This is a genomic window from Mesorhizobium sp. M1B.F.Ca.ET.045.04.1.1 (genome assembly GCF_003952465.1).
Classification (GTDB): Bacteria; Pseudomonadota; Alphaproteobacteria; order Rhizobiales; family Rhizobiaceae; genus Mesorhizobium; species Mesorhizobium shonense.
Genome location: NZ_CP034448.1, coordinates 5,189,062 through 5,208,422, shown reverse-complemented (window position 1 = coordinate 5,208,422; position 19,361 = coordinate 5,189,062). Strand labels below are relative to the sequence as shown.

18 protein-coding genes are annotated in these 19,361 nt (G+C 62.5%); 7 read left to right on the top strand and 11 right to left on the bottom strand.

Annotated elements, in window-relative coordinates:
- Window positions 1-51: 51 nt before the first annotated feature.
- From EJ071_RS25740 to moaA, 3 genes are all read right to left on the bottom strand, one after another.
- On the bottom strand, window positions 52-408 hold the full coding sequence (locus tag EJ071_RS25740) for a hypothetical protein (protein WP_126100360.1): 357 nt from the start codon (window positions 406-408) through the stop codon (window positions 52-54).
- A gap of 115 nt (window positions 409-523) precedes the next feature.
- Window positions 524-1,021, bottom strand: a complete 498-nt coding sequence (locus EJ071_RS25735; protein WP_126100359.1) for a hypothetical protein — start codon at window positions 1,019-1,021, stop codon at window positions 524-526.
- A 53-nt stretch (window positions 1,022-1,074) separates the two neighbouring features.
- The gene (gene moaA / locus EJ071_RS25730; RefSeq protein ID WP_126100358.1) at window positions 1,075-2,070 is read right to left on the bottom strand and encodes a GTP 3',8-cyclase MoaA; all 996 of its coding nucleotides are present in this window, start codon (window positions 2,068-2,070) and stop codon (window positions 1,075-1,077) included.
- Window positions 2,071-2,265: 195 nt separating this feature from the next.
- On the opposite strand from moaA, the gene EJ071_RS25725 reads away from it, so the two are divergent.
- Window positions 2,266-2,619 (top strand): DUF971 domain-containing protein, encoded by a 354-nt coding sequence (locus tag EJ071_RS25725; RefSeq protein ID WP_126100357.1) that lies wholly within the window; start codon window positions 2,266-2,268, stop codon window positions 2,617-2,619.
- A gap of 93 nt (window positions 2,620-2,712) precedes the next feature.
- On the top strand, window positions 2,713-3,324 hold the full coding sequence (locus EJ071_RS25720; RefSeq protein WP_126100356.1) for a pyridoxamine 5'-phosphate oxidase family protein: 612 nt from the start codon (window positions 2,713-2,715) through the stop codon (window positions 3,322-3,324).
- Window positions 3,325-3,492: 168 nt separating this feature from the next.
- Here EJ071_RS25720 and EJ071_RS25715 read toward each other — a convergent pair whose 3' ends face one another.
- A complete protein-coding gene (locus EJ071_RS25715; RefSeq protein ID WP_126089229.1) occupies window positions 3,493-3,945 on the bottom strand; it encodes a MarR family transcriptional regulator in 453 nt (150 codons plus the stop codon).
- 47 nt (window positions 3,946-3,992) lie between these two features.
- On the opposite strand from EJ071_RS25715, the gene EJ071_RS25710 reads away from it, so the two are divergent.
- On the top strand, window positions 3,993-4,901 hold the full coding sequence (locus EJ071_RS25710) for an alpha/beta hydrolase (RefSeq protein WP_126100355.1): 909 nt from the start codon (window positions 3,993-3,995) through the stop codon (window positions 4,899-4,901).
- Between the two features lie 131 nt (window positions 4,902-5,032).
- Here EJ071_RS25710 and EJ071_RS25705 read toward each other — a convergent pair whose 3' ends face one another.
- The 4 genes from EJ071_RS25705 to EJ071_RS25690 form a co-directional block, all read right to left on the bottom strand.
- A complete protein-coding gene (locus tag EJ071_RS25705) occupies window positions 5,033-6,013 on the bottom strand; it encodes a hypothetical protein (protein WP_126100354.1) in 981 nt (326 codons plus the stop codon).
- A gap of 188 nt (window positions 6,014-6,201) precedes the next feature.
- The gene (locus EJ071_RS25700) at window positions 6,202-6,891 is read right to left on the bottom strand and encodes a hypothetical protein (RefSeq protein WP_126100353.1); all 690 of its coding nucleotides are present in this window, start codon (window positions 6,889-6,891) and stop codon (window positions 6,202-6,204) included.
- Between the two features lie 189 nt (window positions 6,892-7,080).
- Window positions 7,081-7,482, bottom strand: coding sequence for a rhodanese-like domain-containing protein (locus EJ071_RS25695; RefSeq protein ID WP_059188597.1), 402 nt, complete (start codon window positions 7,480-7,482; stop codon window positions 7,081-7,083).
- A gap of 79 nt (window positions 7,483-7,561) precedes the next feature.
- The gene (locus EJ071_RS25690; protein WP_126100352.1) at window positions 7,562-8,173 is read right to left on the bottom strand and encodes a TetR/AcrR family transcriptional regulator; all 612 of its coding nucleotides are present in this window, start codon (window positions 8,171-8,173) and stop codon (window positions 7,562-7,564) included.
- A gap of 112 nt (window positions 8,174-8,285) precedes the next feature.
- On the opposite strand from EJ071_RS25690, the gene EJ071_RS25685 reads away from it, so the two are divergent.
- Both EJ071_RS25685 and EJ071_RS25680 read left to right on the top strand, forming a co-directional pair.
- On the top strand, window positions 8,286-9,032 hold the full coding sequence (locus EJ071_RS25685) for a 3-oxoacyl-ACP reductase family protein (RefSeq protein WP_126100351.1): 747 nt from the start codon (window positions 8,286-8,288) through the stop codon (window positions 9,030-9,032).
- Between the two features lie 210 nt (window positions 9,033-9,242).
- Window positions 9,243-11,120 (top strand): murein L,D-transpeptidase, encoded by a 1,878-nt coding sequence (locus EJ071_RS25680; RefSeq protein ID WP_126100350.1) that lies wholly within the window; start codon window positions 9,243-9,245, stop codon window positions 11,118-11,120.
- Between the two features lie 63 nt (window positions 11,121-11,183).
- Here EJ071_RS25680 and EJ071_RS25675 read toward each other — a convergent pair whose 3' ends face one another.
- Complete coding sequence (locus tag EJ071_RS25675; RefSeq protein ID WP_126100349.1) at window positions 11,184-11,675, bottom strand: hypothetical protein; 492 nt, start codon at window positions 11,673-11,675, stop codon at window positions 11,184-11,186.
- 107 nt (window positions 11,676-11,782) lie between these two features.
- Window positions 11,783-12,040, bottom strand: a complete 258-nt coding sequence (locus tag EJ071_RS25670) for a PepSY domain-containing protein (protein WP_126100348.1) — start codon at window positions 12,038-12,040, stop codon at window positions 11,783-11,785.
- 409 nt (window positions 12,041-12,449) lie between these two features.
- Here EJ071_RS25670 and EJ071_RS25665 point away from each other — a divergent pair, with 409 nt between their 5' ends.
- Both EJ071_RS25665 and EJ071_RS25660 read left to right on the top strand, forming a co-directional pair.
- Window positions 12,450-14,231 carry an adenylate/guanylate cyclase domain-containing protein gene (locus tag EJ071_RS25665; RefSeq protein WP_126100347.1) on the top strand — a complete coding sequence of 594 codons (1,782 nt, stop codon included), beginning with the start codon at window positions 12,450-12,452 and terminating at the stop codon, window positions 14,229-14,231.
- Window positions 14,232-14,350: 119 nt separating this feature from the next.
- Complete coding sequence (locus tag EJ071_RS25660) at window positions 14,351-18,628, top strand: cytochrome P450 (protein ID WP_126100346.1); 4,278 nt, start codon at window positions 14,351-14,353, stop codon at window positions 18,626-18,628.
- 17 nt (window positions 18,629-18,645) lie between these two features.
- Here the strand turns inward: EJ071_RS25660 and EJ071_RS25655 are convergent, their stop codons facing one another.
- Window positions 18,646-19,332, bottom strand: a complete 687-nt coding sequence (locus tag EJ071_RS25655) for a Crp/Fnr family transcriptional regulator (protein ID WP_126100345.1) — start codon at window positions 19,330-19,332, stop codon at window positions 18,646-18,648.
- Between the last annotated feature and the right edge of the window lie 29 nt (window positions 19,333-19,361).

The following is a 19,361-nucleotide window of genomic DNA, read 5'->3' as shown; positions in this document are numbered from 1 at the left end:
GCCACGAATTCTCCGCGGCCCGGACGATCGATTTGCAAATGCGTCGAACGCTTACTTGGGCGTCAGCACTTCGGTGCCGTTGCCGTTCTGGCCGGCGATGGTCCACAGCCCGTGCAGCGAGCCATCCTTATCGACCTTGTAGACGACGAGGCCGATTTCCTTGCCCATCACATAGCCGGCGGAAAAGGCGTTGTCGTTGCGCATGCAGATGCCGTCGGAGGACGAGCCGCCGGTTTCCCAATGGATGGTGCAGGTGGTGTCGCTGGTCAGCGTGATGGTCGCCTCGCCGCCATATTTGGAGCCGTCGAAATTGGTGCCGGCGACAGTGTAGGTACCGCCGATCGACTGGGCGGCGGCCGGTGCGGAAGCAAGTCCGAGCATTGCAAGCGAAAGCATGAATGTGCGCATGAGAATTCCCCCTGGATGCGAAAAGTCGCTTCTGGAGGCTAGGCCCGAACACTGCCGCGGTAAATCGCTGTGGAAGCCCGTGCGAAGGGTTATTTGCAGGGGTATCGCGTACGCCTCAAGGACCGCGCAGGCTGGCAGCGATGGCGACGATCAGGGGGTCATATTTCGCCTTGAGCGAGGAGGGATATTCGATCCACACGGTGCGGATGACATCGTCCTTTCCGAACAGGCGCCGCTCGTAGAAAACCCTGTCGCCCTTGACGCCGGAGAGCACGGCCCAGTTCTTGCCGGTCTTGCTGTAGGTGATCTTGTAGCCCGGTCCGATGTTTGCCTTTTCGCCGGCGACGAAGCCCTTCGGCGTGTCGTTGTCGATGTTGTAGATGCCGGAGCAGGTCAGGCTTGCGCCGTCGGGCGCGGTCCATTGCTGCCCGTCGCCGTTCTCCGGCTCGGCTTCGGTGATGCTGAATACCTCGTCGGGAAAGGTGCAGGCGGTTCCGAAACGCGCATTGACGTAGGTGAATGGCCTCGCGACCGCCGTTGTGGCGGCGACCGCCAACAAGCACGACAAGGCGATCGCCAGAGGCGTGCCCTGGATGAGATGAAAACGCTTCATGGTGCCCCCAAGGTCAGTGACCAAGGCGATCCTGCACCAATTTCCGGAAAAAATCAGCCGCCGGTGACGCTCATATGGCGCGATACCGAGGGGCGGCTGGTGCGGCGGTCGATGATGAAATCATGGCCCTTGGGCTTGCGCCCGATCGCCTCGTCTATGGCCTCGCCGACGAGTTCGTTGCCTTCGGACGCACGCAACGGCGCCCTGAGGTCGGCTGCATCCTCCTGGCCGAGGCACATATAGAGCGTGCCGGTGCAGGTCAGGCGGACACGGTTGCAGCTTTCGCAGAAATTATGCGTCATCGGCGTGATGAAGCCGAGCCGGCCGCCGGTCTCGGCGACACTGACGTAGCGGGCAGGGCCGCCGGTCTTGTAGGGGATGTCGGTCAGCGTGAAGTGGCGCTCGAGCGAGGCGCGCAGCAGCGACAGCGGCAGGTACTGGTCGGTGCGGTCGGCGTCGATCTCGCCCATCGGCATGGTCTCGATCACGGTGAGGTCCATGCCGCGGCCATGCGCCCAGCGCAGCATCTCGGGGATTTCGGCGTCGTTGAAGTCGCGCAGCGCCACGGCGTTGAGCTTGACCTTCAGGCCTGCGGCCTGCGCGGCGTCGATGCCTTCCATGACCTTGCCGAGATTGCCCCAGCGGGTGATCTGGCGGAATTTGCCGGCATCCAGCGTGTCGAGCGAGACGTTGATGCGCTTCACCCCGCAATCGGCGAGCTCGGCGGCAAAGCGCGAGAGCTGCGAGCCGTTGGTGGTGAGCGTCAGCTCTTCCAGGGCGCCGCTCTTGAGATGCCGCGACAACTGGCGCACCAGATGCATGATGTTCTTGCGCACCAGCGGCTCGCCGCCGGTCAGCCTGAGCTTCCTCACGCCCTTTTCGATGAAGACTGTGCAGAGCCGATCGAGCTCCTCGAGCGACAACAGATCCCTCTTCGGCAGGAAGGTCATGTCCTCGGCCATGCAATAGGTGCAGCGGAAGTCGCAGCGGTCGGTGACCGACACGCGAAGGTAGGTGATCGTACGACCGAATGGGTCGATCATGTTCATGTTCAAGCGCTTCCGTGGCCGTGAACGGGCTCGTTATATATGGCTATGTGATACGATCCGGCCCGGCATTCAAGATAGAAGGTCTTGATCTTTGGTAACAGTCCCCGACCGACATCGCATGTCGGCTGGCTTCCATGACCTTTCCGCATCGCGCGAAGCGGCGTAGGGAAGGGTTCCATTCACGCAGGACCAAACATGACGGCGCCGAAGGAACTGAGGGTCTCGAAAGACCGCAAGCTGCTCACCGTGACTTTCCCGGATCACCAGCCGTTCGAGCTGCCGGCGGAGTTTTTACGCGTTGCCTCGCCCTCGGCGGAGGTGCAGGGCCATTCGCCCGAACAGCGCGTGACGGTGCCCGGCAAGCGCAATGTCGCGATCCTCAAGATCGAGCCGGTCGGCAACTACGCGGTGCGCATCACCTTCGACGACTTCCACGACACCGGCATCTTCACCTGGAATTACCTTCACACGCTCGGCCATGAGAAGGAGGAACGCTGGAACGCCTATCTCGCCGAGTTGGCCGAGAAGGGGCTCAGCAGGGATCGCTAGCCTGACGCCCGCAAGTTCAACTTCGGTGTCGGACTGTCGTCAAAGCGTCATGGACATAGAGTAGCGCCGGCAAAAGGTCAGGAGGCAAAAAAGATGTCGCTCGTCACATCGGTCGAACAGCTCGAAGCCCTTTACGGCCTCCCTGGCGAGGCCTCGATCGTCAAGGAACTCGACCATGTGATCTCCGAATATGCCGCCTTCATCGAGGCCTCGCCCTTCGTGGCGCTGGCGACCAGCGGGCCGGAGGGGCTCGACTGCTCGCCGCGCGGCGATCTCGCCGGCTTCGTGCGCCTTATCGACGAAAAGACGCTGATGATGCCCGACAGGCGCGGCAACAACCGCGCCGATTCGCTGAAGAACATCATTCGCGATCCGCGCGTCGGGCTGCTTTTCCTGGTGCCGGGCTCCGGCACGACGCTGCGCGTCAACGGCCGCGCCCACATCACCACCGATGTCGAGCTTTGCGCTTCCTTCACCGTCGACGGCAAGCCGGCGCGGTCGGTCACCGTGATTTCGGTCGACACCGTCTATTTTCAATGCGCCCGCGCCATCGTGCGCTCCGAGATCTGGAACGCGGCAAAGCATGTCGACCCGAAGTCGCTGCCGACGCCCGGCCAGATCCTCGAGATCACCAGCCGCAAGAACATCGACGGCGAGATCTACGACAAGGAGTGGCCGGAGCGGGCCAAGAAAACCAGGTGGTGACAGGTGCACCGATATTTCGGTGAGGCCGGCCTGCAAATGGTGGGTTCCTGCGCTTCCGGTGCTCACGTACTTTAAGTACGCTCCGCTCCGGTTCTCGGAACCCACCATTTTCGACTCGGCCTGACCGAAATCTCAGCACACCTGTAGTACGTCTCAGCCAACCTATGCTCAGGCTTCCTTCAGCACGTCGGCGATCTTGCGCATCTGCTCGCCGATCATGTCGCACTGTTCCGGCGTCGACTGGCTCATCGCCTTTTCGATCAGCGCCATGTGCACTTTCAGCGCCCGCATCAGCAAGGCCTCGCCGGCTTCGGTGAGGTTCAGCCGCAGCACCCGCTTGTCCTTTTCGTCGCCTTCGCGGCGCAGCAGGCCGCGCGCCTCGAGCTGCGGCAAAAGCATGGTGATGTTGGAGCGGCCGACCAGCAGTTTGCGGGCAAGGTCGTGCTGCGACATGCCGGGGTGGCGGTAGAGGTTCATCAGCACGTCGAGCTGCGCCGGCTTCAAGTCGAGCGGCGCGAGCTTCGTCGCCAGCGTGCGCTCCAGCACATGGCAGGCGCGCGCCACCGCAACCCAGTTGCGAAAGCGCGGATTGTCCCAGGGCAGCTCTTGCTTAATGTTCATGTTTGAACTATTATGTTCATGCTTGAACGAATGGATGGACCGCCACTATGGCATCATTTGGATTGAAGGTCATCCGGGGCGTCTTCGGTGCGGCCGAGCATGTCGCCCCGCGTCTCAGCGGCCGCGCAGCGTTCGAATTGTTCTGTCGCACGCCAAACGTCAAATCCTTGAGCGATGGCGAGCGCCGCGCCGTGGAGCGCGCTGCCGGTTTCATGGCCGAGGCGCGCCATCACAGGCTGAAGACGAGGACGGACTGCGTTGCGGTGCATGAGTTCAGGCCCGAGCCGGGCAGGGGCTCTCATGGCACAGTGCTCGTCATCCATGGCTGGCGCTCGCGCACCGAATATATGCGCGCGCTGATCGAAGGATTTCGCGGGGCCGGTTACAAGGTCGTCTCGCTCGATCTGCCGGGGCACGGCCATTCGCTCGGCAGGCATCTCAATATGGTGACCGCGGTGGATGCGGCGCGAGCCGCAGGCGAATGGTTCGGTCCTTTTGCAGCCGTGGTCGGCCATTCTTTCGGCGGCGCGATCGCCGCCAACGCCGTTGCGGCGTCGGTCAAGGGCATGCCGCCGCTCTCGGCCGAAAAGCTGGTGCTGATCGCGGCGCCAAGTTCCATGCCGGCGATCTTCGACGACTTCAGTCGCATGATGAATGTCGGGCCGCGCTCCCGGATCGCCATGGCGGATCGGGTGAAGCATCTGTCTGGGCGGCCGCTCAGCGAATTCACCGGCGACCGCCAGCTTGCCGAGGCGCCGGTGCCGACGCTGATCATCCACGCGCCCGACGATCGCGAAGTCCATGCCCACCATGCCAAGCGCTATGCGGGAGCCGGCGATCATGTCCGCCTGCATTGGGCCGAAGGGCTTGGCCACCGCCGCATCCTTGCCGACAAGGATGTCGTCGCGCGCGCCGTCGAATTCGTCATTGAGGAAGGCCAATCGGCGCTACATTGAGCTTCACTCTCTTTCTCGGCATCGGCTCGGAAGTCTAGGCGGCAGTCCTGGTGGCATCCTGGAGCCGTGCTCGAGGGACCCCTAACAGCGCGGCGTGATCAGCTACTTGTGTATAGGACGGATGGGTGAACTCAGAATGATTGAAACTGCTTAAGCTCATTATCGAACACGGTTTGAGCTGGGACCGACTTGCAATCGATCGTCTTGATATCCGGCCTATCTTCTATCGGTTGGATAGAGCCGTTGATCATCGGCGGACTGCAGAAGCGAACCTGCTGCAAGAGCTCGATCGGCAAGGGATACTCCAAGACAATATCGTCGCCGTCCTTTCCCTGGCGATAGGTGATCGGAGGGAAATCGGACCATGCTATTCCGTCAAAGACCTTGATTCCATCGGGCTTGAGGAAAGTCGCGCGATTGAGCGTTGCATACTTGAAGTATGCACCCTCGACCGAACCAGAGAACTCAGTGTCAGACAGGTCTGTTCCATTGAATGCAGTCCCCTGAAAAGACCCGGTCAACGCGCTAGCCTTTATCGATCCGTCGACAAATTCGGCACCATCCAAGTTTATGCCGATAAAATACTCGCGCTCGATGAGAGCATTCTCAATCTCGGCATTCGTCAGGCGGAAATTGCTTATGGGCGTGTGGTTGCCATCCGTTTTGAACATCCAAGGTCCAGGTGCCTGCATGCGCAAATCCTGGACAATAGGCGGGTTTCTGCAGACGTGCTTTTCATCGTCCCACACGCCAACGGCTTCACACGATTGATCGTAGTTTGAGAGATCCCAGCCTTTGCCATATAGGAAGCTAAGCGCACTCCCGCGACCAGTGTTGCCGGCCGCTCGCGTTTGCAGTTTTTCTATTGCCTTGTCTATTCGCTCTTGCTCTCGGTCCTTCAGGTCGACGTTGATCTGTAGCAATGTTTCGAAAGCGACATAGACGCCAAGCAGAACGATGATTGCCCCAAATATGCGGACAATAGGGTCGTGCTCGATCGCATTAACGGCGTTGCCAAAACGCCGATACCATCCGGGCCTGTTTGTGTCGGCCTGAGTAGTTCCTACCTTTCGGGTAGTCGAACGTCTCGGTTTTGATGGCGCGTCAGGCATAATCCCCCCTGTAGTGGGGCAGGACATAGCAGGACTACCACGTCGGCTGGAAGACCCAAGGCGAAACCCGGCGACGATGGGGATGACGAACTTTCTGCCGGTTCCGCCGGACGGTGAACTGCCGATGCCCGCCTTGCAAGTCAGCATGTCCCCCGGTAGCGAAATGGCGCTCGGTCGGACAGCGGATGTTAGGGTTTGGATGGGCGATGATGCTTGTCGAACTCTCTCAAACATTGCGAGAGTTTCGACAGCGGTGTAGCCATATCCTGAATAGCATAGCACAGCCTGTAGAAATAATCGGCATCTTCCCGGTCGGGCAGCGTTCCATCGAGTACGCTGATCGCAAGGTGCTTGAGAAATTCTCTATATTCATCTTTCTCAAGTTCTTCGTCCTTGAGAGCAATGAAGTTGAAATTCATTTCGATCGTCGCATCGAAGAAGGGACGGGCTTGCCGGATTGTTTCATCTCTGACGGCCTGGTGCAGGAATACCAGAAAGTGCCCAACTATCTCGACGATTCGCCTTGTGATGTTTTTTGAGTCTGTGCCTTCCGTCATGAGCAAGCCGACCTCTTGGGCCTCGGCGGCGAGATAGTTGAAGTATTCGGGATAGATTTCGACGACGCGTTGACGAGCAAGCCGCTCAGGTTGCCTTGCGTACTCCATCTGCTCAGCGTGTCTTCGCCTCTGCTCCTGGTCCGAACGACCCATGGCGTCGACGGTGATGAAGGCGGCGGCGACGGCTAAAAAGCCGGTGATCAGGGTCTGATAGGTAGCCAGCCATTCGCCCGAATGACCGGTGTCCTTCCACGCCATTCCAGCGAAAAGACCGATTGCAGCGGCGACGGCCGCAATGAACCAGGCTTCGCTGCGTTCCATGAATTCGCCCCTCCCGCATCGATCCTAGCGAGCAGGAGGGCATTGGCAACAGGTGCCGCTTGCTGAACTGTGGCTCTGATGCGCGTACTCTCGCCCTACTGCCCTCTCCGAGTGGCGCGCTTTGGTCGATGCGTCAGTTTCAAGTGAACCATGCTCCGGTTACCCGCCAGGAAATGTGTAAAAACGCGGTCAGTCAGCTTTCTTCTTCTGACCGGGCTCGACCGGCAGGCCCGCCGCCTTCCAGGCGGTGTAGCCGCCAAGGATGTGCTTGACCGGGGCAAGACCCATGTCCTGCGCCGTCTTGGTGGCGAGCGCCGAGCGCCAGCCGCCGGCGCAGAAGAAGACGAAGGTCTTTCCCGAGGCGAAGAACGGCTTGTGGTAGGGGCTTTCGGGGTCGATCCAGAATTCGAGCATGCCGCGCGTCACATGCTTGGCTCCGGGGATCTTGCCGTCGCGCTCGACTTCGCGAGGGTCGCGCAGGTCGACGAAGATCGTGTCGTCGTCCTCCAGCAGCCCGGCCGCCTCCTCGGGCGATACCACCTCGATCTCGGCATTCGCCTCATCGAGAAGCTCGCGATATCCCTTCTTCACTGCACATCCTCCAGGCCATCTCGAGGCCGCTGGAATTTCGATCACAAAGACCGCTGTTTGTCACGGATTGATGTTTGGTTCAGGCCCGAGCGCCGGCCAGCGTTGCCCAGGCCGCCATGGCGCCGGCAACGGTTGCCATGAGGGCAGCATGCGTGGCGCCGTCACGCGCCTGGATCGACATGCCGTGCTGCACCGTGGCGAAGAAGGTGGCGGCGGTTTGGCCGTCGAAATCCGCCGGCAGTTCCCCTTCGGCGACGGCGCGTTCCAAGCGCCTTTTGAGCGCCATATGATTTTCGGCCCGGCGGCGGCGCAGATCATGACAGATCAGACCCTGGCTGGAATCCTGATGCAAGGCGCCGAGCGCGATCAGGCAGCCTTGCGGCCGATCGGCCTGGGAATAGGCCTTTGCTGTCTGGGTCAGGAACCCTTCGATCGCCAGCCGCGCGGTCGGCGCCTGTTCCAGCGTCGTCCAGATATCGGAGCCCTCGACGCGCGTATAGAGGTCGGTTGCTTCGAGGAAGAGCGCTTCCTTGCTGCCAAAGGCGGCATAGAGGCTGGGCGAATTGATACCCATGGCTGTGGTCAGGTCGCTCAGCGAGGCGCCTTCATAGCCTTTGACCCAAAAAACCTCCATCGCTCGCCGCAGCGCTGCGGTTCGATCGAAGGAACGGGGGCGGCCTCTTTCCGGCATAGTGTTTCTGGGTGGCATCCTTTTCTGTGTTGATCGATACATAATTCAGTTGACGGGGCGGGGCAAGGCTGACAGATATTTATGTATCGATCATTACAAAAAGGAGAAATCGATGCCTTCCAAGCCACTGAGCGGCAAGGCCGCCTTCGTGACCGGCGGCAGCCGCGGCATAGGCGCGGCCATTGCCAGGAGATTGGCGCGCGACGGTGCAAGCGTCGCCTTGACCTATGTCCATGGCGAGATGCAGGCCCGCGCCGTCGTCGACGAGATCGAGGCGGCCGGCGGTCGCGCTCTTGCCATCAAGGCGGACGGCCGCGACGCCGAAACGATCGAGCGCGCCATCGAACAGGCAACCGATGCGTTTGGCCGGCTCGATATCCTGGTCAACAGCGCCGGCATCTGGCGCGCCGCGCCGATCGATAGCCTGTCGCTTGCCGATTTCGACGAGAGCATGGAGGTCAATCTGAGGGCGCCTTTCGTTGCCTCGAAAGCGGCCGCCCGGCACATGGCGGAAGGCGGTCGCATCATCTCGATCGGCAGCAACCTGGCCGAACGCGTGACGGACGCCGGCCTCAGCGCCTATTCGACCAGCAAGGCGGCGCTGGTCGGGTTGACCAAGGCTCTGGCACGGGACCTCGGCCCACGCGGCATCACCGCCAACATCGTTCATCCGGGATCGACCGACACCGACATGAACCCTGCCGACGGGCCGCATGCCGAGCACCAGCGCCGGAAAATGGCGACCCCGCGATTCGGCGAGGCCGAGGAGATAGCGAGCCTGGTTGCCTGGCTCGCCAGCCCCGAGGGCCGCTTCGTCACCGGCGCGGCGCTGACCATCGATGGCGGCGCCAACGCCTGATTGTCATCAGGTTTCTGAAACCAGGAGCGGCCCTGCCGCATTGTGTCTCACAAGGATGTGAAACTGTTCTGCAACACGGTCGCGGAAATTTATGGAAGCTTAACGAAATCAGTATGAATCGGTATAGTCGCGCCTTACATCCGCCATGCGGAGGGCGGGACCGTCAAGCGGCGCGGAACGGGAACCGGTTTCAACCGGTGCGGGTGAAGCATGAAAATCCTCGGGAACAAAACGGCTGTCATGCCGGTCGCGATCGCGGCGGCACTTGCCTTCGGGCAGCAGCCGGCGAGCGCGCAGGGCCTGTTCGATATGCTGTTCGGCGGTGGCATCCGGCACAATCCGCAAGGCGAGTTTCCGCCACCGCCGAAGCCCCGCAAGATGCAGCCAAGTACTGGCGACGGGGGCGGCCTCAGGATCAGCAGCCCTACCTACAACACCTACAGAGCCGACAAGCTCGTGCGTGTCGATTTCAAGTCGCTGCTGCCGGCTCCGCAACTCGCGACCGCACAGGACGCAGCCTTTGTGCCGTCCGTGACCGGAAGCGTGTTTCGCGACGCGCTGGCAGGCCTGAGCGACTACGAACTCTTTGCCGAACCCGACATCGCCAAGGCGCTGGTCGCCTACTACTCGGCCAATCCGGATTTCATCTGGATAACAGGAGACGCGCCCAACAGCAGGGCGCAGGATGCCGTGCGGGTTCTTGGCGAGGCGGCGAGCTACGGCCTGACTCCTGCCGACTATTCCGTCGACGTTCCGGCGGCCACGACTGCCGCCACGCCGGAAGAGCGGACCAAGGAACTGGTCCGCTTCGAGATGGCGCTGTCGGCGCGCGTGCTGCGCTATGCCCATGACGCCCAGAACGGCCGCGTCGACCCGAACCGCATGACCGGCTATTACGACTTCCCGGCCAAGCCGCTCGATCTCGAGGGTGTGTTGAAGACGCTGGCGCATACCCAGGAGGTGCGCACCTACCTGGAATCGCGACACCCGCAGAACCCGGAATACCAGGCGCTGCGCGTCGAACTGGAATCGCTCGAGGCGAGCGAGGAGAATGAGATCGTCGTCGATCCGAAGCTGCTCTTGAAGCCCGGCGAAAGCAGTCCTGAGCTGCCCAAGCTTCTGACGCTCATTGCCCGCAATCTCGATGACGAGATGGGCGGCGACTATGGCGAGGTTCTCGCCAGGCTCGGCAAGAGCGAGGTCTACGATCCAGAGCTGGTGCCGGTGATCAAGGCGGTGCAGCAGCGGGCCGGCATGAAGGGCGACGGCGTCATCGGCCCGCGCACCGTTGCTTCGCTTGCGGGAACCTCCAAGGCCGACAAGATTGAGAAGGTCAGGGTCGCGCTCGAAGAACTGCGCTGGCTCCCCTCCGACCTTGGCAGCCCGCGCGTCTTCGTCAACCAGCCAGCCTTCACGGCGAGCTATATCGATAATGGCGAGGAGAAGCTGAAGACCCGCGCGGTCATCGGCAAGGTCACCAATCAGACCGCCTTTTTCTACAACCAGATCAAGCAAGTCGACTATCACCCCTATTGGGGCGTGCCACAGTCGATCATCGTCAACGAGATGCTGCCGCGGCTGCGCAGCGATCCTGGCTATCTCGACCGCGCGGGTTATGAGGTGACGGATTCGCGGGGTAGGCAGATACCGTCGTCGTCGGTCGACTGGGGCGCCTACGGCGCCAAAATCCCTTTCAGCGTGCGCCAGCAGCCGAGCGAGGCCAACGCGCTAGGCGAACTGAAAATCCTGTTCCCCAACAAGCACGCCATCTACATGCACGACACGCCGCAGAAGTCGTTCTTCGAGCGCGATATGCGTGCGCTGAGCCATGGCTGCATCCGTCTGCAGGATCCACGCGGCATGGCTGCCGCAGTGCTCGGCACCTCGGTCGACTATGTCGCCGAGAAGCTGAAGCATGGCCATTCAACCGAAAATGTCACGCGCGTCATCCCGGTCTATGTCGCCTATTTCACCGCTTGGCCTGACATGTCCGGCAAGGTCGAATATTTCGACGACGTCTACGATCGCGATTCAAAGCTGATGCAGGCGCTGGACGCGACCGAAGCGGTACGCACGCCGTCAAGCTGAGCGCTGTTTGTTTTTCACCAATTGCGGGCGGAAGGCTACGGCGAAGCCGCCGAGCCAAACCGCTTAGGACTTTTCCTGGAATTGTTTAATTTGGGCGAGCGGGCGCCGAAAGCCGGCGTCGCGCCCGGCGATCAGCCAGTAGACCAGGCCGGCGACGAGACCGGCGCCGGCGATGATGCCCATGTCGGCCCAGCGTTCCGGATCGTCCGGCGCGTCAGGCCAGAGCAGCACGAAACCGGCTGCTGCCGCGGCGCAGCCGAACAGCATGTGCAGCCAGAAGCTCCGCAACGAGAAGAACTCGGCAATCAGGGCAAAGACCAGGGTCTGCATGCCGGTGACCACGATCGTCAGGAAATAGACGAACATGCCGAGGGGCGGCACCACGAGCACAGCGACGGGCGTGAACTGCATCAGCTCGAAATAGCCTGGAGCGCTGGGCAGCGAGCTCAGCACCATGTAGATCACGACCAGCGCGATCAAGCCGACGAGCACGGCGACCAGATAGCCGGCGAGCATCATCAAGATGCGCTTCAGGACGTAGCCAACCACTGCCATGCACCCCCGTGCCCGCAATCGTGGCGCGCAGTCAGCCATCAAATACGCGTCGACGCAAGACTCGGATGGGCAGGGGCGGCTACCCACGGGCAGCCGTCTTCAGGTGTCTATCTTGGCTCGCCGGTTACCGGATCGTAGGTGATTTCGACCTTGGCCTTGTCGGTCGTGTAGTAGGTGACGGTATAGCCGTCGCTGCTCCAGCCGACCTCCTTCACATATTGGAAGTCGTTCCGCTTCTCGACCTTGGCGACGATTTCCGAGAGCTTCTTGGCATTTTGCGGCGGCATCGGTTGCTCGTCCGCCGCCAAAGCCGGCTCGCCGGCAAGGAAAGACGCAATACCGATTGCCAAAACAACAGCGCGCATGACTGCCCCTCAATTTCGTGTTGGCATGAGTGCGCTGGAAAACTCGAATCCCGGCCGGTTGGTTCCACCACGGGACGACAACACCTTGCTCCACGGCCAGTCCGCCACGACCGGCACCATTTCCATTCGCGGAAGCGGAAATAAATAAAGCCTCGAGATTCCAATATGTAAGCAAGGTTCCAGAATCTGGTGCTTCAGGTAACAAACGGCTAACCATGGGTCGGGCCGAAGGCGCGTTCCATTAGCTGTTCGTGGTAGAGCTTTTGGCAAGACCCTGTTAGAGTTCCAAGCTGACAGGGTGGCAACGGCGCGCCGAGCCTGCCGGGGATTTTCCGTCGGCAAACGGCGAAGTGTTTTGAGAGCGGAAGTCGCCTGTTCTGGACCGAAAACAGGGACCGGGGGCTCAACCATGGCTGAACGGCACTATATCCGTCAGCTGGCGACAATCATTTCTATCGACGCCGTTGGCTTTTCACGGCTGATGGGCATCGACGACGAGCTCGCCGTCGCGGCCTTCGAGGAGCGGCGCGATATCATCACCGACAGCTGCGGCGCCTTCGGCGGCCGCACCTTTGGCGTTGCCGGCGACAGCATCATGGCCGAGTTCGGCAACCCGATCGAAGCCTTGCGCGCGGCCTTTGATTTCCAGGACAGGATCATGGCGCTCAATGCCTCGGTGGGCGAGGAGATGCGCATGCCGTTTCGGGCCGGGATCAACACCGGCGACGTCATCGTCCGCGAGGGCCGGCTCTATGGCGACGACGTCAACATAGCCGCCCGCCTCCAGGAATTCGCTCCCCATGACGGCCTCGCCATTTCGGAGACAACCTGGCACCACGTAAAGGACAAGACCGCGGCGGTCTTTACCGACCTCGGCGAGTTCATGCTGAAGAACATCGCCCTGCCGGTGCGCGTCCTGATAGCCGGGCGCGGCGGCAACGGCGCCACGATGACGGCTCCCTTGGCCGCCATCCCCACAGCTTCGGGTTCCTACAGACCCTTCGACAAGGGACCGCCGGCAATCGCGGTGCTGCCGTTCCAGGGCGACGGAAGCGAGCCCGATGTCGGCTACATGGCCGACGGCATTGCCGAAGACATCATCTACGGCCTCTCCAACACCCGCTGGCTTTCGGTGATCGCCAAGGGCTCCAGCTTCCAGTTCCGCGACGACAGCCTCGGGACCAGGCTCATCGGCAATGCGCTTGGCGCGCGCTATATCGTCGGCGGCACGCTGGCACGCTACAGCGGGCAGATCCGCCTCAACGCCTCGCTCACCGATACGTCGAACGGACGTCTCGTCTGGTCGCAACGCTTCGACCGCGACCTCGTCGACATCTTCAGCCTTCGCGACCAGATCGGCAGCGAGATCGTTTCGATCCTCGACAAGGAAGTCGATCGGGCCGAGCAGGTGCGGACCTTCCAGGTGCCGTGGGAAAGCCTCGAGACCTGGCAGTTGGTGCGGCGGGGCCGCTGGCACATGAACAGGCGCACGCGCGGCGACACCGAAATCGCGCTCGAATTCTTCGACAAGGCCTACCAGGAGGATCCGAATTCCAGTGCCGTTCTGAACGAGCTGTCATGGTGGTATTTCTGGCGGGCTTGGCTGCGCTTCGGCGACAGCGACGACCTGGACAAGGTCGAGGCGTTCGCGCGCAAGGCGCTTTTGATGGATAGCCTCGACGCGCGACCGCATGCCTATCTCGGCGCGGCCGACATCATGCGCGGCCGGCCGGCGTCGGCCGCCGAGCATCTCACCGAGGCGATCCATATCAACCCGAGCTTTGCCTTCGCCCGCTCGGCGATGGGCAGCGCGCGCCTTTTGCTCGGCGATGCCGCCGGCGCGATCCCATTCTTCCTCGATACCGAGCGGCTGAGCCCGTTCGACCTTTACCGCTTCCACAATCTTGGGGAACTGGCCGCCGCATACTGCTTCGTCGAGGACTGGCCCGCGGCAATTGCCGTTGCCGACCGCTCGCTCAACCTTTCGCCCGGCTACTTCTACGCCAGGTTCCTGAAAATCGGCGCCTTGATGCGGAGCAGCCGCCGCGACGATGCCGAGCGGGAACTCGCCATTTTCGCAACCAGGCATCCCGACTTTTCCGAGCAGAGGATTCGCTGGATACCGTTCGTCGATTCGGCGAAGAACAACTTCCTGATCGCGAATTTCGACCAGGCCAAGTCCATTGCATGATCGCTGGAACCGAAGACAGACGACTGTGAAAAAAATCACATACGCCGGACCGATGCAAACCTAGGCCATTAGGTTGCCGGCATCGCATCGACTTGGACAGCCGGGGGGCTCGAACGCGCATGATCAAGTTGAAGTATTTCGCTGCTGTCCGCGCGGCCCAGAAGAGCCAGCGCCCTGTCGTCGAGATGCCGTCGTTCGATATCAACCGGCTTCGCGCCAGGGATGGTATTGCCTCCCGCATCGCCGGGTTCTTTCTAAGCGATCCGCGCTGGTTGCTGGCGCTGCTGCGCCGTTTTTGGCCGAACCTGGCCTTCGGCAATTTCCTGCTCGTCACCAAGGGCGTCGACGTGCGCGACATATTGGAGCGCGGCGACGAGTTCGAAACGCCCTACGGTCCGGAAATGGCGGAACTGGCCAGGGGTTCGAACTTCATCCTCGGCATGCAGGACGGGGCTGCCTACCGGCAGATGAAGTCGGCCGTGCTGAGCGCCTTTCCGCCAGCGGAAGTCGAAGCCGCCGTCAGGCCGATCGCGGAGCGTCATTCACGCGACATCATGACCAGAGCCAGCCCGGGCTTCGACGCCATCGCCGGGCTGATGAAAATTGTGCCGGTGCGAATCTGCCGCGACTATTTCGGTCTCGAGATCGACGACGAAACCGAGTTTGCCGATTGGTCGATTGCGCTGAGCGCGCTGTTCTTTTCAGATCCGACCGCGAACCCGACAACGCGCCAGCTCGCGGTCGTCGGCGGCGATCGCCTGATCAAGGTCATCGAGCGCTCGATCGCCGCGGTCAGGGACAAGGGAGGGAAGGACGGCCGGCCGCTGGCCCGCCTCGTCGCGCTCATGGATCAGGGGCGCCTGTCGCGGCCCGACATCCATTCGATCATGCTCGGCATGATTGCCGGTTTCGTTCCGACCAACGTGCTTGCCGGCGGCAATTGCCTGGACGTCATCCTGTCGCGATCCGATGCCCGCCAGGCCGTCGACGCGGCCATTGCAGCAAGCGATACCGGCAAGCTCGATCGGGCGATCCTGGAAGCCATGCGCTTCAAGCCGATCTGGGTCGGCCCGTGGCGCTACACCGCCCGCGATGCGACCATCGGCAAGGGCTCGCGCCGCGAGCGCCTGGTGAAAGCTGGAACCGTGGTGATGCCGGCGACGCTGTCGGCCATGTTCGATCCGGAAATCGTGCAACGGCCAAATGAATTCGACACCTCGCGTCCGCACCGCGACTACATGGTTTTCGGCCATGGTATCCACCTGTGCATCGGCGCCGAGATCGCCCGCATACAGATCGGCGAATGCGTTCGTGCCCTGTTCAGCAAGCCCAAGCTCAGCCGCGCGCGCGGCAGAGCCGGCAAGATGGTCAATGTCGGCGCCTATCCGGCGAGCCTCAAGGTCGATTTCGAGCGCTCGCCGCTTTGCCGCACAGTCGGCCAGTCGATGGTCACCGTGGTTTGCCCGATCGCGCGCGCGGTGCCGTTGGATGCCGTGCGCGACAAGGTCGGCGCCCTCGGCAATCCGGCGATCGACGAGGTGGGCGGCGCGCTCGACAAGGTGGGCTCGATTCATTTCGCCAGCCTTGCAGTCGCGGCCACCGGAAAGGACGAGAAATCGGGCCTCGATACCGGGGCGCTCGTGTTCGAAATCTCCGGCGACGGCAGCGCCGACGATGTGATCGGCGCCGTCACGCTGGCCATAGGCCACCGGCTGCGGCCGATCTTCAGGGACGTTTGCGGTCTGTCCGACGGCGGCTCGCTTGCCGGCTTCCTGAAGAAGCATCACATCGAAATATCGCCGTCCTTCGGCAGCACGGCAGGGTTGGTTTTTTCGGGCACGCCCGGCCATTCGGTGCGCCGCATCCTGGCCGAGGCCGAGCTTGCCGACAGTGTGCGCGAGATCGTCGAAAAGCCGCGCGCCGGTACCGGCAACGCCCTTGCGGTGATTACCGAGGCGCGCCGGCATGCCCAGTTGCTGGGACAGTTCGGCTGGGCCTTCGAGCCGGCCGAAAGCCTGCTCGAGCGGCCGCCGGGCCGCTGGTGGCGGGCCTTGACGACGACGCTGCTTGCGCCGGCTATGCTCGCCACAGTCGCGATCGTCGTGCTTGCCTTCTGGCGCATGATCTACGTGCTTGTGTTCGGCAACCTCCACGGCATCACCTTCACCAACATCGCAATTGCCGGCACCGCGCTTCTGCTGGCGGTGCTGGGACTGCTGGCTATCGCCCTGCTGTTCGTCGGCTTGTGCTTCCTGGGCCTGCGGCGCCTCGAGGACAAGGACAGACCGCAGAACACCCCGGTCCACATCGGCGCCCTGGACAGGATCCTCGCCAATGAGGACCACTGCGCGCAGAACCATCTGACCGCGATCTCGACGATGAAGGCCGGCACCTTGCGGCGGCTGGCACTGAGGCTTTCCTTCTACCTGATCTCGATATCGGCGCAGAAAGTGTTCAAGCCGGGATTCCTTGCCACCATCAACACCATTCACTTCGCCCGCTGGGTGCTGCTGCCGGGCACCGACAGGCTGATGTTCTTCTCCAACTACGGCGGCAGTTGGGAAAGCTATCTGGAGGACTTCATCGCCAAGGCTTCGGAAGGCCTGACCGGGATGTGGAGCAACACCGACGGTTATCCGCGCACGCGCTGGCTTTTCCTCGACGGCGCGCGCGACGGCGACCGCTTCAAGCGCTGGGCGCGGCGCCAGCAGGTGCCGACGCTGTTCTGGTACTCCGCCTATCCCCATCTCAACACCACGCGCATCCGCATCAACTCCAGGATCAGGCGCGGCATCGCTTCGGCCACCGGCAACGAGGCGCGCGACTGGGTGAGCCTGTTCGGCTCGTTGCAGCGGCCGCAGGCAAGGCCGGCGGAAACCGCCAGCCGTGAACCGGCGCCTTCGCCTCTCGAAGAGCTGGAAGCGGGCGAGATCCAATCCATCTTCTTCGGTCCGTTCGGCGCGCTCGGCTACGCGCATATGCTGGCGATCCGGGTGCCCGAAGATCTGCCGGCAATGCAACGCAAAGCATGGCTGGACTTCGTCATCGACAAAACGAGTTTCGGCGACGGCGTGCCTGCCGGACGAGCCATGACGGTGGCTTTCGGTCCCGACGGCCTTCGCCGTCTCGGGCTGGCAGGTGGCGTCGACGACGATCCGCTGGACACATTTCCAGCGGCCTTTCGCCACGGCATGGGCAATCCCGAGCGTAGCCGCATCCTCGACGATACCGGCCCGGACGCGGCCGACAAATGGCAGTGGGGCTCGGCCAAGACGCCGGTCGACGCGGTCGTCATCTGCTACGCCGAAGAGCCGGCGGCTCTCAAGGGAGAGATCACGACGACAAAGCGGAAGACGACGGGCGCCGGGATGAAAATCGTCGCCGAGCTGCCGCTCGTCGTGAACCGCTCGCCGAAAAGGGACGGCGCGAAATCCCAGCATGCCGGCAACAGCGGCAAGCCGGAGCGCTCGCGCGCCTATGAACATTTCGGCTTTGCCGACGGTGTCTCGCAGCCGATCGTCAGGGGCACGTCGCGCGCCAACAAGGGCGCCGCGCCGATGCATCTGGTCGCGCCCGGCGAGTTCCTGTTCGGCTATCGCGACGAGCACGGATTCTATCCAGCCTCGCCCTCAGTCGAGGCAGCGCAGGATCGCACCGGCATCCTGTCGCAGGTGCGGCGGAACCGGCAGATCCCCGGCCAGCCTCCACCGCCGCGCGATTTTGGCCGCAACGGCTCGTTCCTCGTCGTGCGTCAATTCGAGCAGCATGTCGAGCTGTTCAACGACTACTGCAAGCACGCCGCCGCGCGGGCTGCGCACGAGACCGGCGACGACGCCATCACGCCGCGCTGGGTGGCGGCCAAGATGCTCGGGCGCTGGCAGGACGGCAGCTCGCTGGTGCGCAACCCCGATGGCCGCCCCGGCCGCGGCGTCGACAACGATTTCGCGCTTGGCGCCGAGGACCCGCAAGGGCATCGCTGCCCGCTCGGCTCGCACATACGCCGCTCCAATCCGCGCGATTCGCTCGGCGAGGACCGCGAGACGCAGATCAGGATCGGCAAGCGCCATCGCATCCTGCGCGTCGGCCGCACCTACGAGAAGAAGGGCCGGAGCGGGAAGGTCGAGAAGGGGCTTCTCTTCATGTGCCTCAACGCCGACATCGAACGTCAGTACGAATTCATCCAGCAGACCTGGGTCTCGTCGAGCTCGTTCCAGGGGCTTGTCGGCGAAAAGGATCCGACGATCGGCGCGCGCGACGGCGGCGGCCGGTTCTCGATTCCGTCCTGGGAAAAGGTCACTGTGCTTAAGGACATGCCACAATTCGTTACCACGAAGGGCGGCGGTTACTTCTTCATGCCGAGCCGGTCCGCGCTGCGCTACCTGATTTCGCGGCTTTGATTCGGGCCAAAAATCGCTCAGTCGTCGTCCTGCGATTCGGCGATCTGGTTCAGCGCGGCGGCGTTGGTGATGCGCAGCCCGCCGCGCCTGATGGCGATCATATGCCGATTGCGCCAGTCGTTGAGCGTCTTGTTGACGGATTCGCGAGTCGCGCCGAGGAACTCGCCGAGCTCCGATTGCGAGATCGGGATCCATCCGGCCGCGTCGGCCATGACACTGCTGAGGAACACCAGCCGCTTCGCCAGCCGGGCCTCGATGCCGAAGAAGGCCTGGTCGCCGAGCTCGCCGCTGACCCAGCGCAGCCGCGTGCACAGAAGTTCGATCATGGCACGCGCCAACGGCGGATTTTTTTCAATGCGATCAAAGAGTTGCGTTCGGCTGAGAGAAACCAGCTCGCACGCGGTGAGGCAGATCGCGGTTGCCGTTCGCGGGCGTCCGTCCAAGGCGCCGATCTCGCCGACAAGGCTACGCGAGAGCTCGATATTGGCCACCAGCTTCTGTCCGCCCGGCGAATAGAGCGAGATTTCGACGGTGCCGTTCATCACGCCATAGATGCGGTCGGAAGCGTCCTCCTGCACGAACAGGTGCTGACCCGCGGCATAGCGTTCGACCTTGCAGCCGCCGAACAGCAGATCGAACTGACGCGGATCGATCCGTGCCAGGCGCGGCACGGCGCCCCGGTCGTCTACGCCGGCTGTCGACATGATGCGATTCCGCCTCTCGTTGAGCGGAA

Coding starts and splice junctions, on each gene's coding strand:
- EJ071_RS25740 (WP_126100360.1), bottom strand. CDS start 408: ATGCGCACATTCATGCTTTCGCTTGCAATGCTCGGACTTGCTTCCGCA.
- EJ071_RS25735 (WP_126100359.1), bottom strand. CDS start 1,021: ATGAAGCGTTTTCATCTCATCCAGGGCACGCCTCTGGCGATCGCCTTG.
- moaA (WP_126100358.1), bottom strand. CDS start 2,070: ATGAACATGATCGACCCATTCGGTCGTACGATCACCTACCTTCGCGTG.
- EJ071_RS25725 (WP_126100357.1), top strand. CDS start 2,266: ATGACGGCGCCGAAGGAACTGAGGGTCTCGAAAGACCGCAAGCTGCTC.
- EJ071_RS25720 (WP_126100356.1), top strand. CDS start 2,713: ATGTCGCTCGTCACATCGGTCGAACAGCTCGAAGCCCTTTACGGCCTC.
- EJ071_RS25715 (WP_126089229.1), bottom strand. CDS start 3,945: ATGAACATTAAGCAAGAGCTGCCCTGGGACAATCCGCGCTTTCGCAAC.
- EJ071_RS25710 (WP_126100355.1), top strand. CDS start 3,993: ATGGCATCATTTGGATTGAAGGTCATCCGGGGCGTCTTCGGTGCGGCC.
- EJ071_RS25705 (WP_126100354.1), bottom strand. CDS start 6,013: ATGCCTGACGCGCCATCAAAACCGAGACGTTCGACTACCCGAAAGGTA.
- EJ071_RS25700 (WP_126100353.1), bottom strand. CDS start 6,891: ATGGAACGCAGCGAAGCCTGGTTCATTGCGGCCGTCGCCGCTGCAATC.
- EJ071_RS25690 (WP_126100352.1), bottom strand. CDS start 8,173: ATGCCGGAAAGAGGCCGCCCCCGTTCCTTCGATCGAACCGCAGCGCTG.
- EJ071_RS25685 (WP_126100351.1), top strand. CDS start 8,286: ATGCCTTCCAAGCCACTGAGCGGCAAGGCCGCCTTCGTGACCGGCGGC.
- EJ071_RS25680 (WP_126100350.1), top strand. CDS start 9,243: ATGAAAATCCTCGGGAACAAAACGGCTGTCATGCCGGTCGCGATCGCG.
- EJ071_RS25675 (WP_126100349.1), bottom strand. CDS start 11,675: ATGGCAGTGGTTGGCTACGTCCTGAAGCGCATCTTGATGATGCTCGCC.
- EJ071_RS25670 (WP_126100348.1), bottom strand. CDS start 12,040: ATGCGCGCTGTTGTTTTGGCAATCGGTATTGCGTCTTTCCTTGCCGGC.
- EJ071_RS25665 (WP_126100347.1), top strand. CDS start 12,450: ATGGCTGAACGGCACTATATCCGTCAGCTGGCGACAATCATTTCTATC.
- EJ071_RS25660 (WP_126100346.1), top strand. CDS start 14,351: ATGATCAAGTTGAAGTATTTCGCTGCTGTCCGCGCGGCCCAGAAGAGC.
- EJ071_RS25655 (WP_126100345.1), bottom strand. CDS start 19,332: ATGTCGACAGCCGGCGTAGACGACCGGGGCGCCGTGCCGCGCCTGGCA.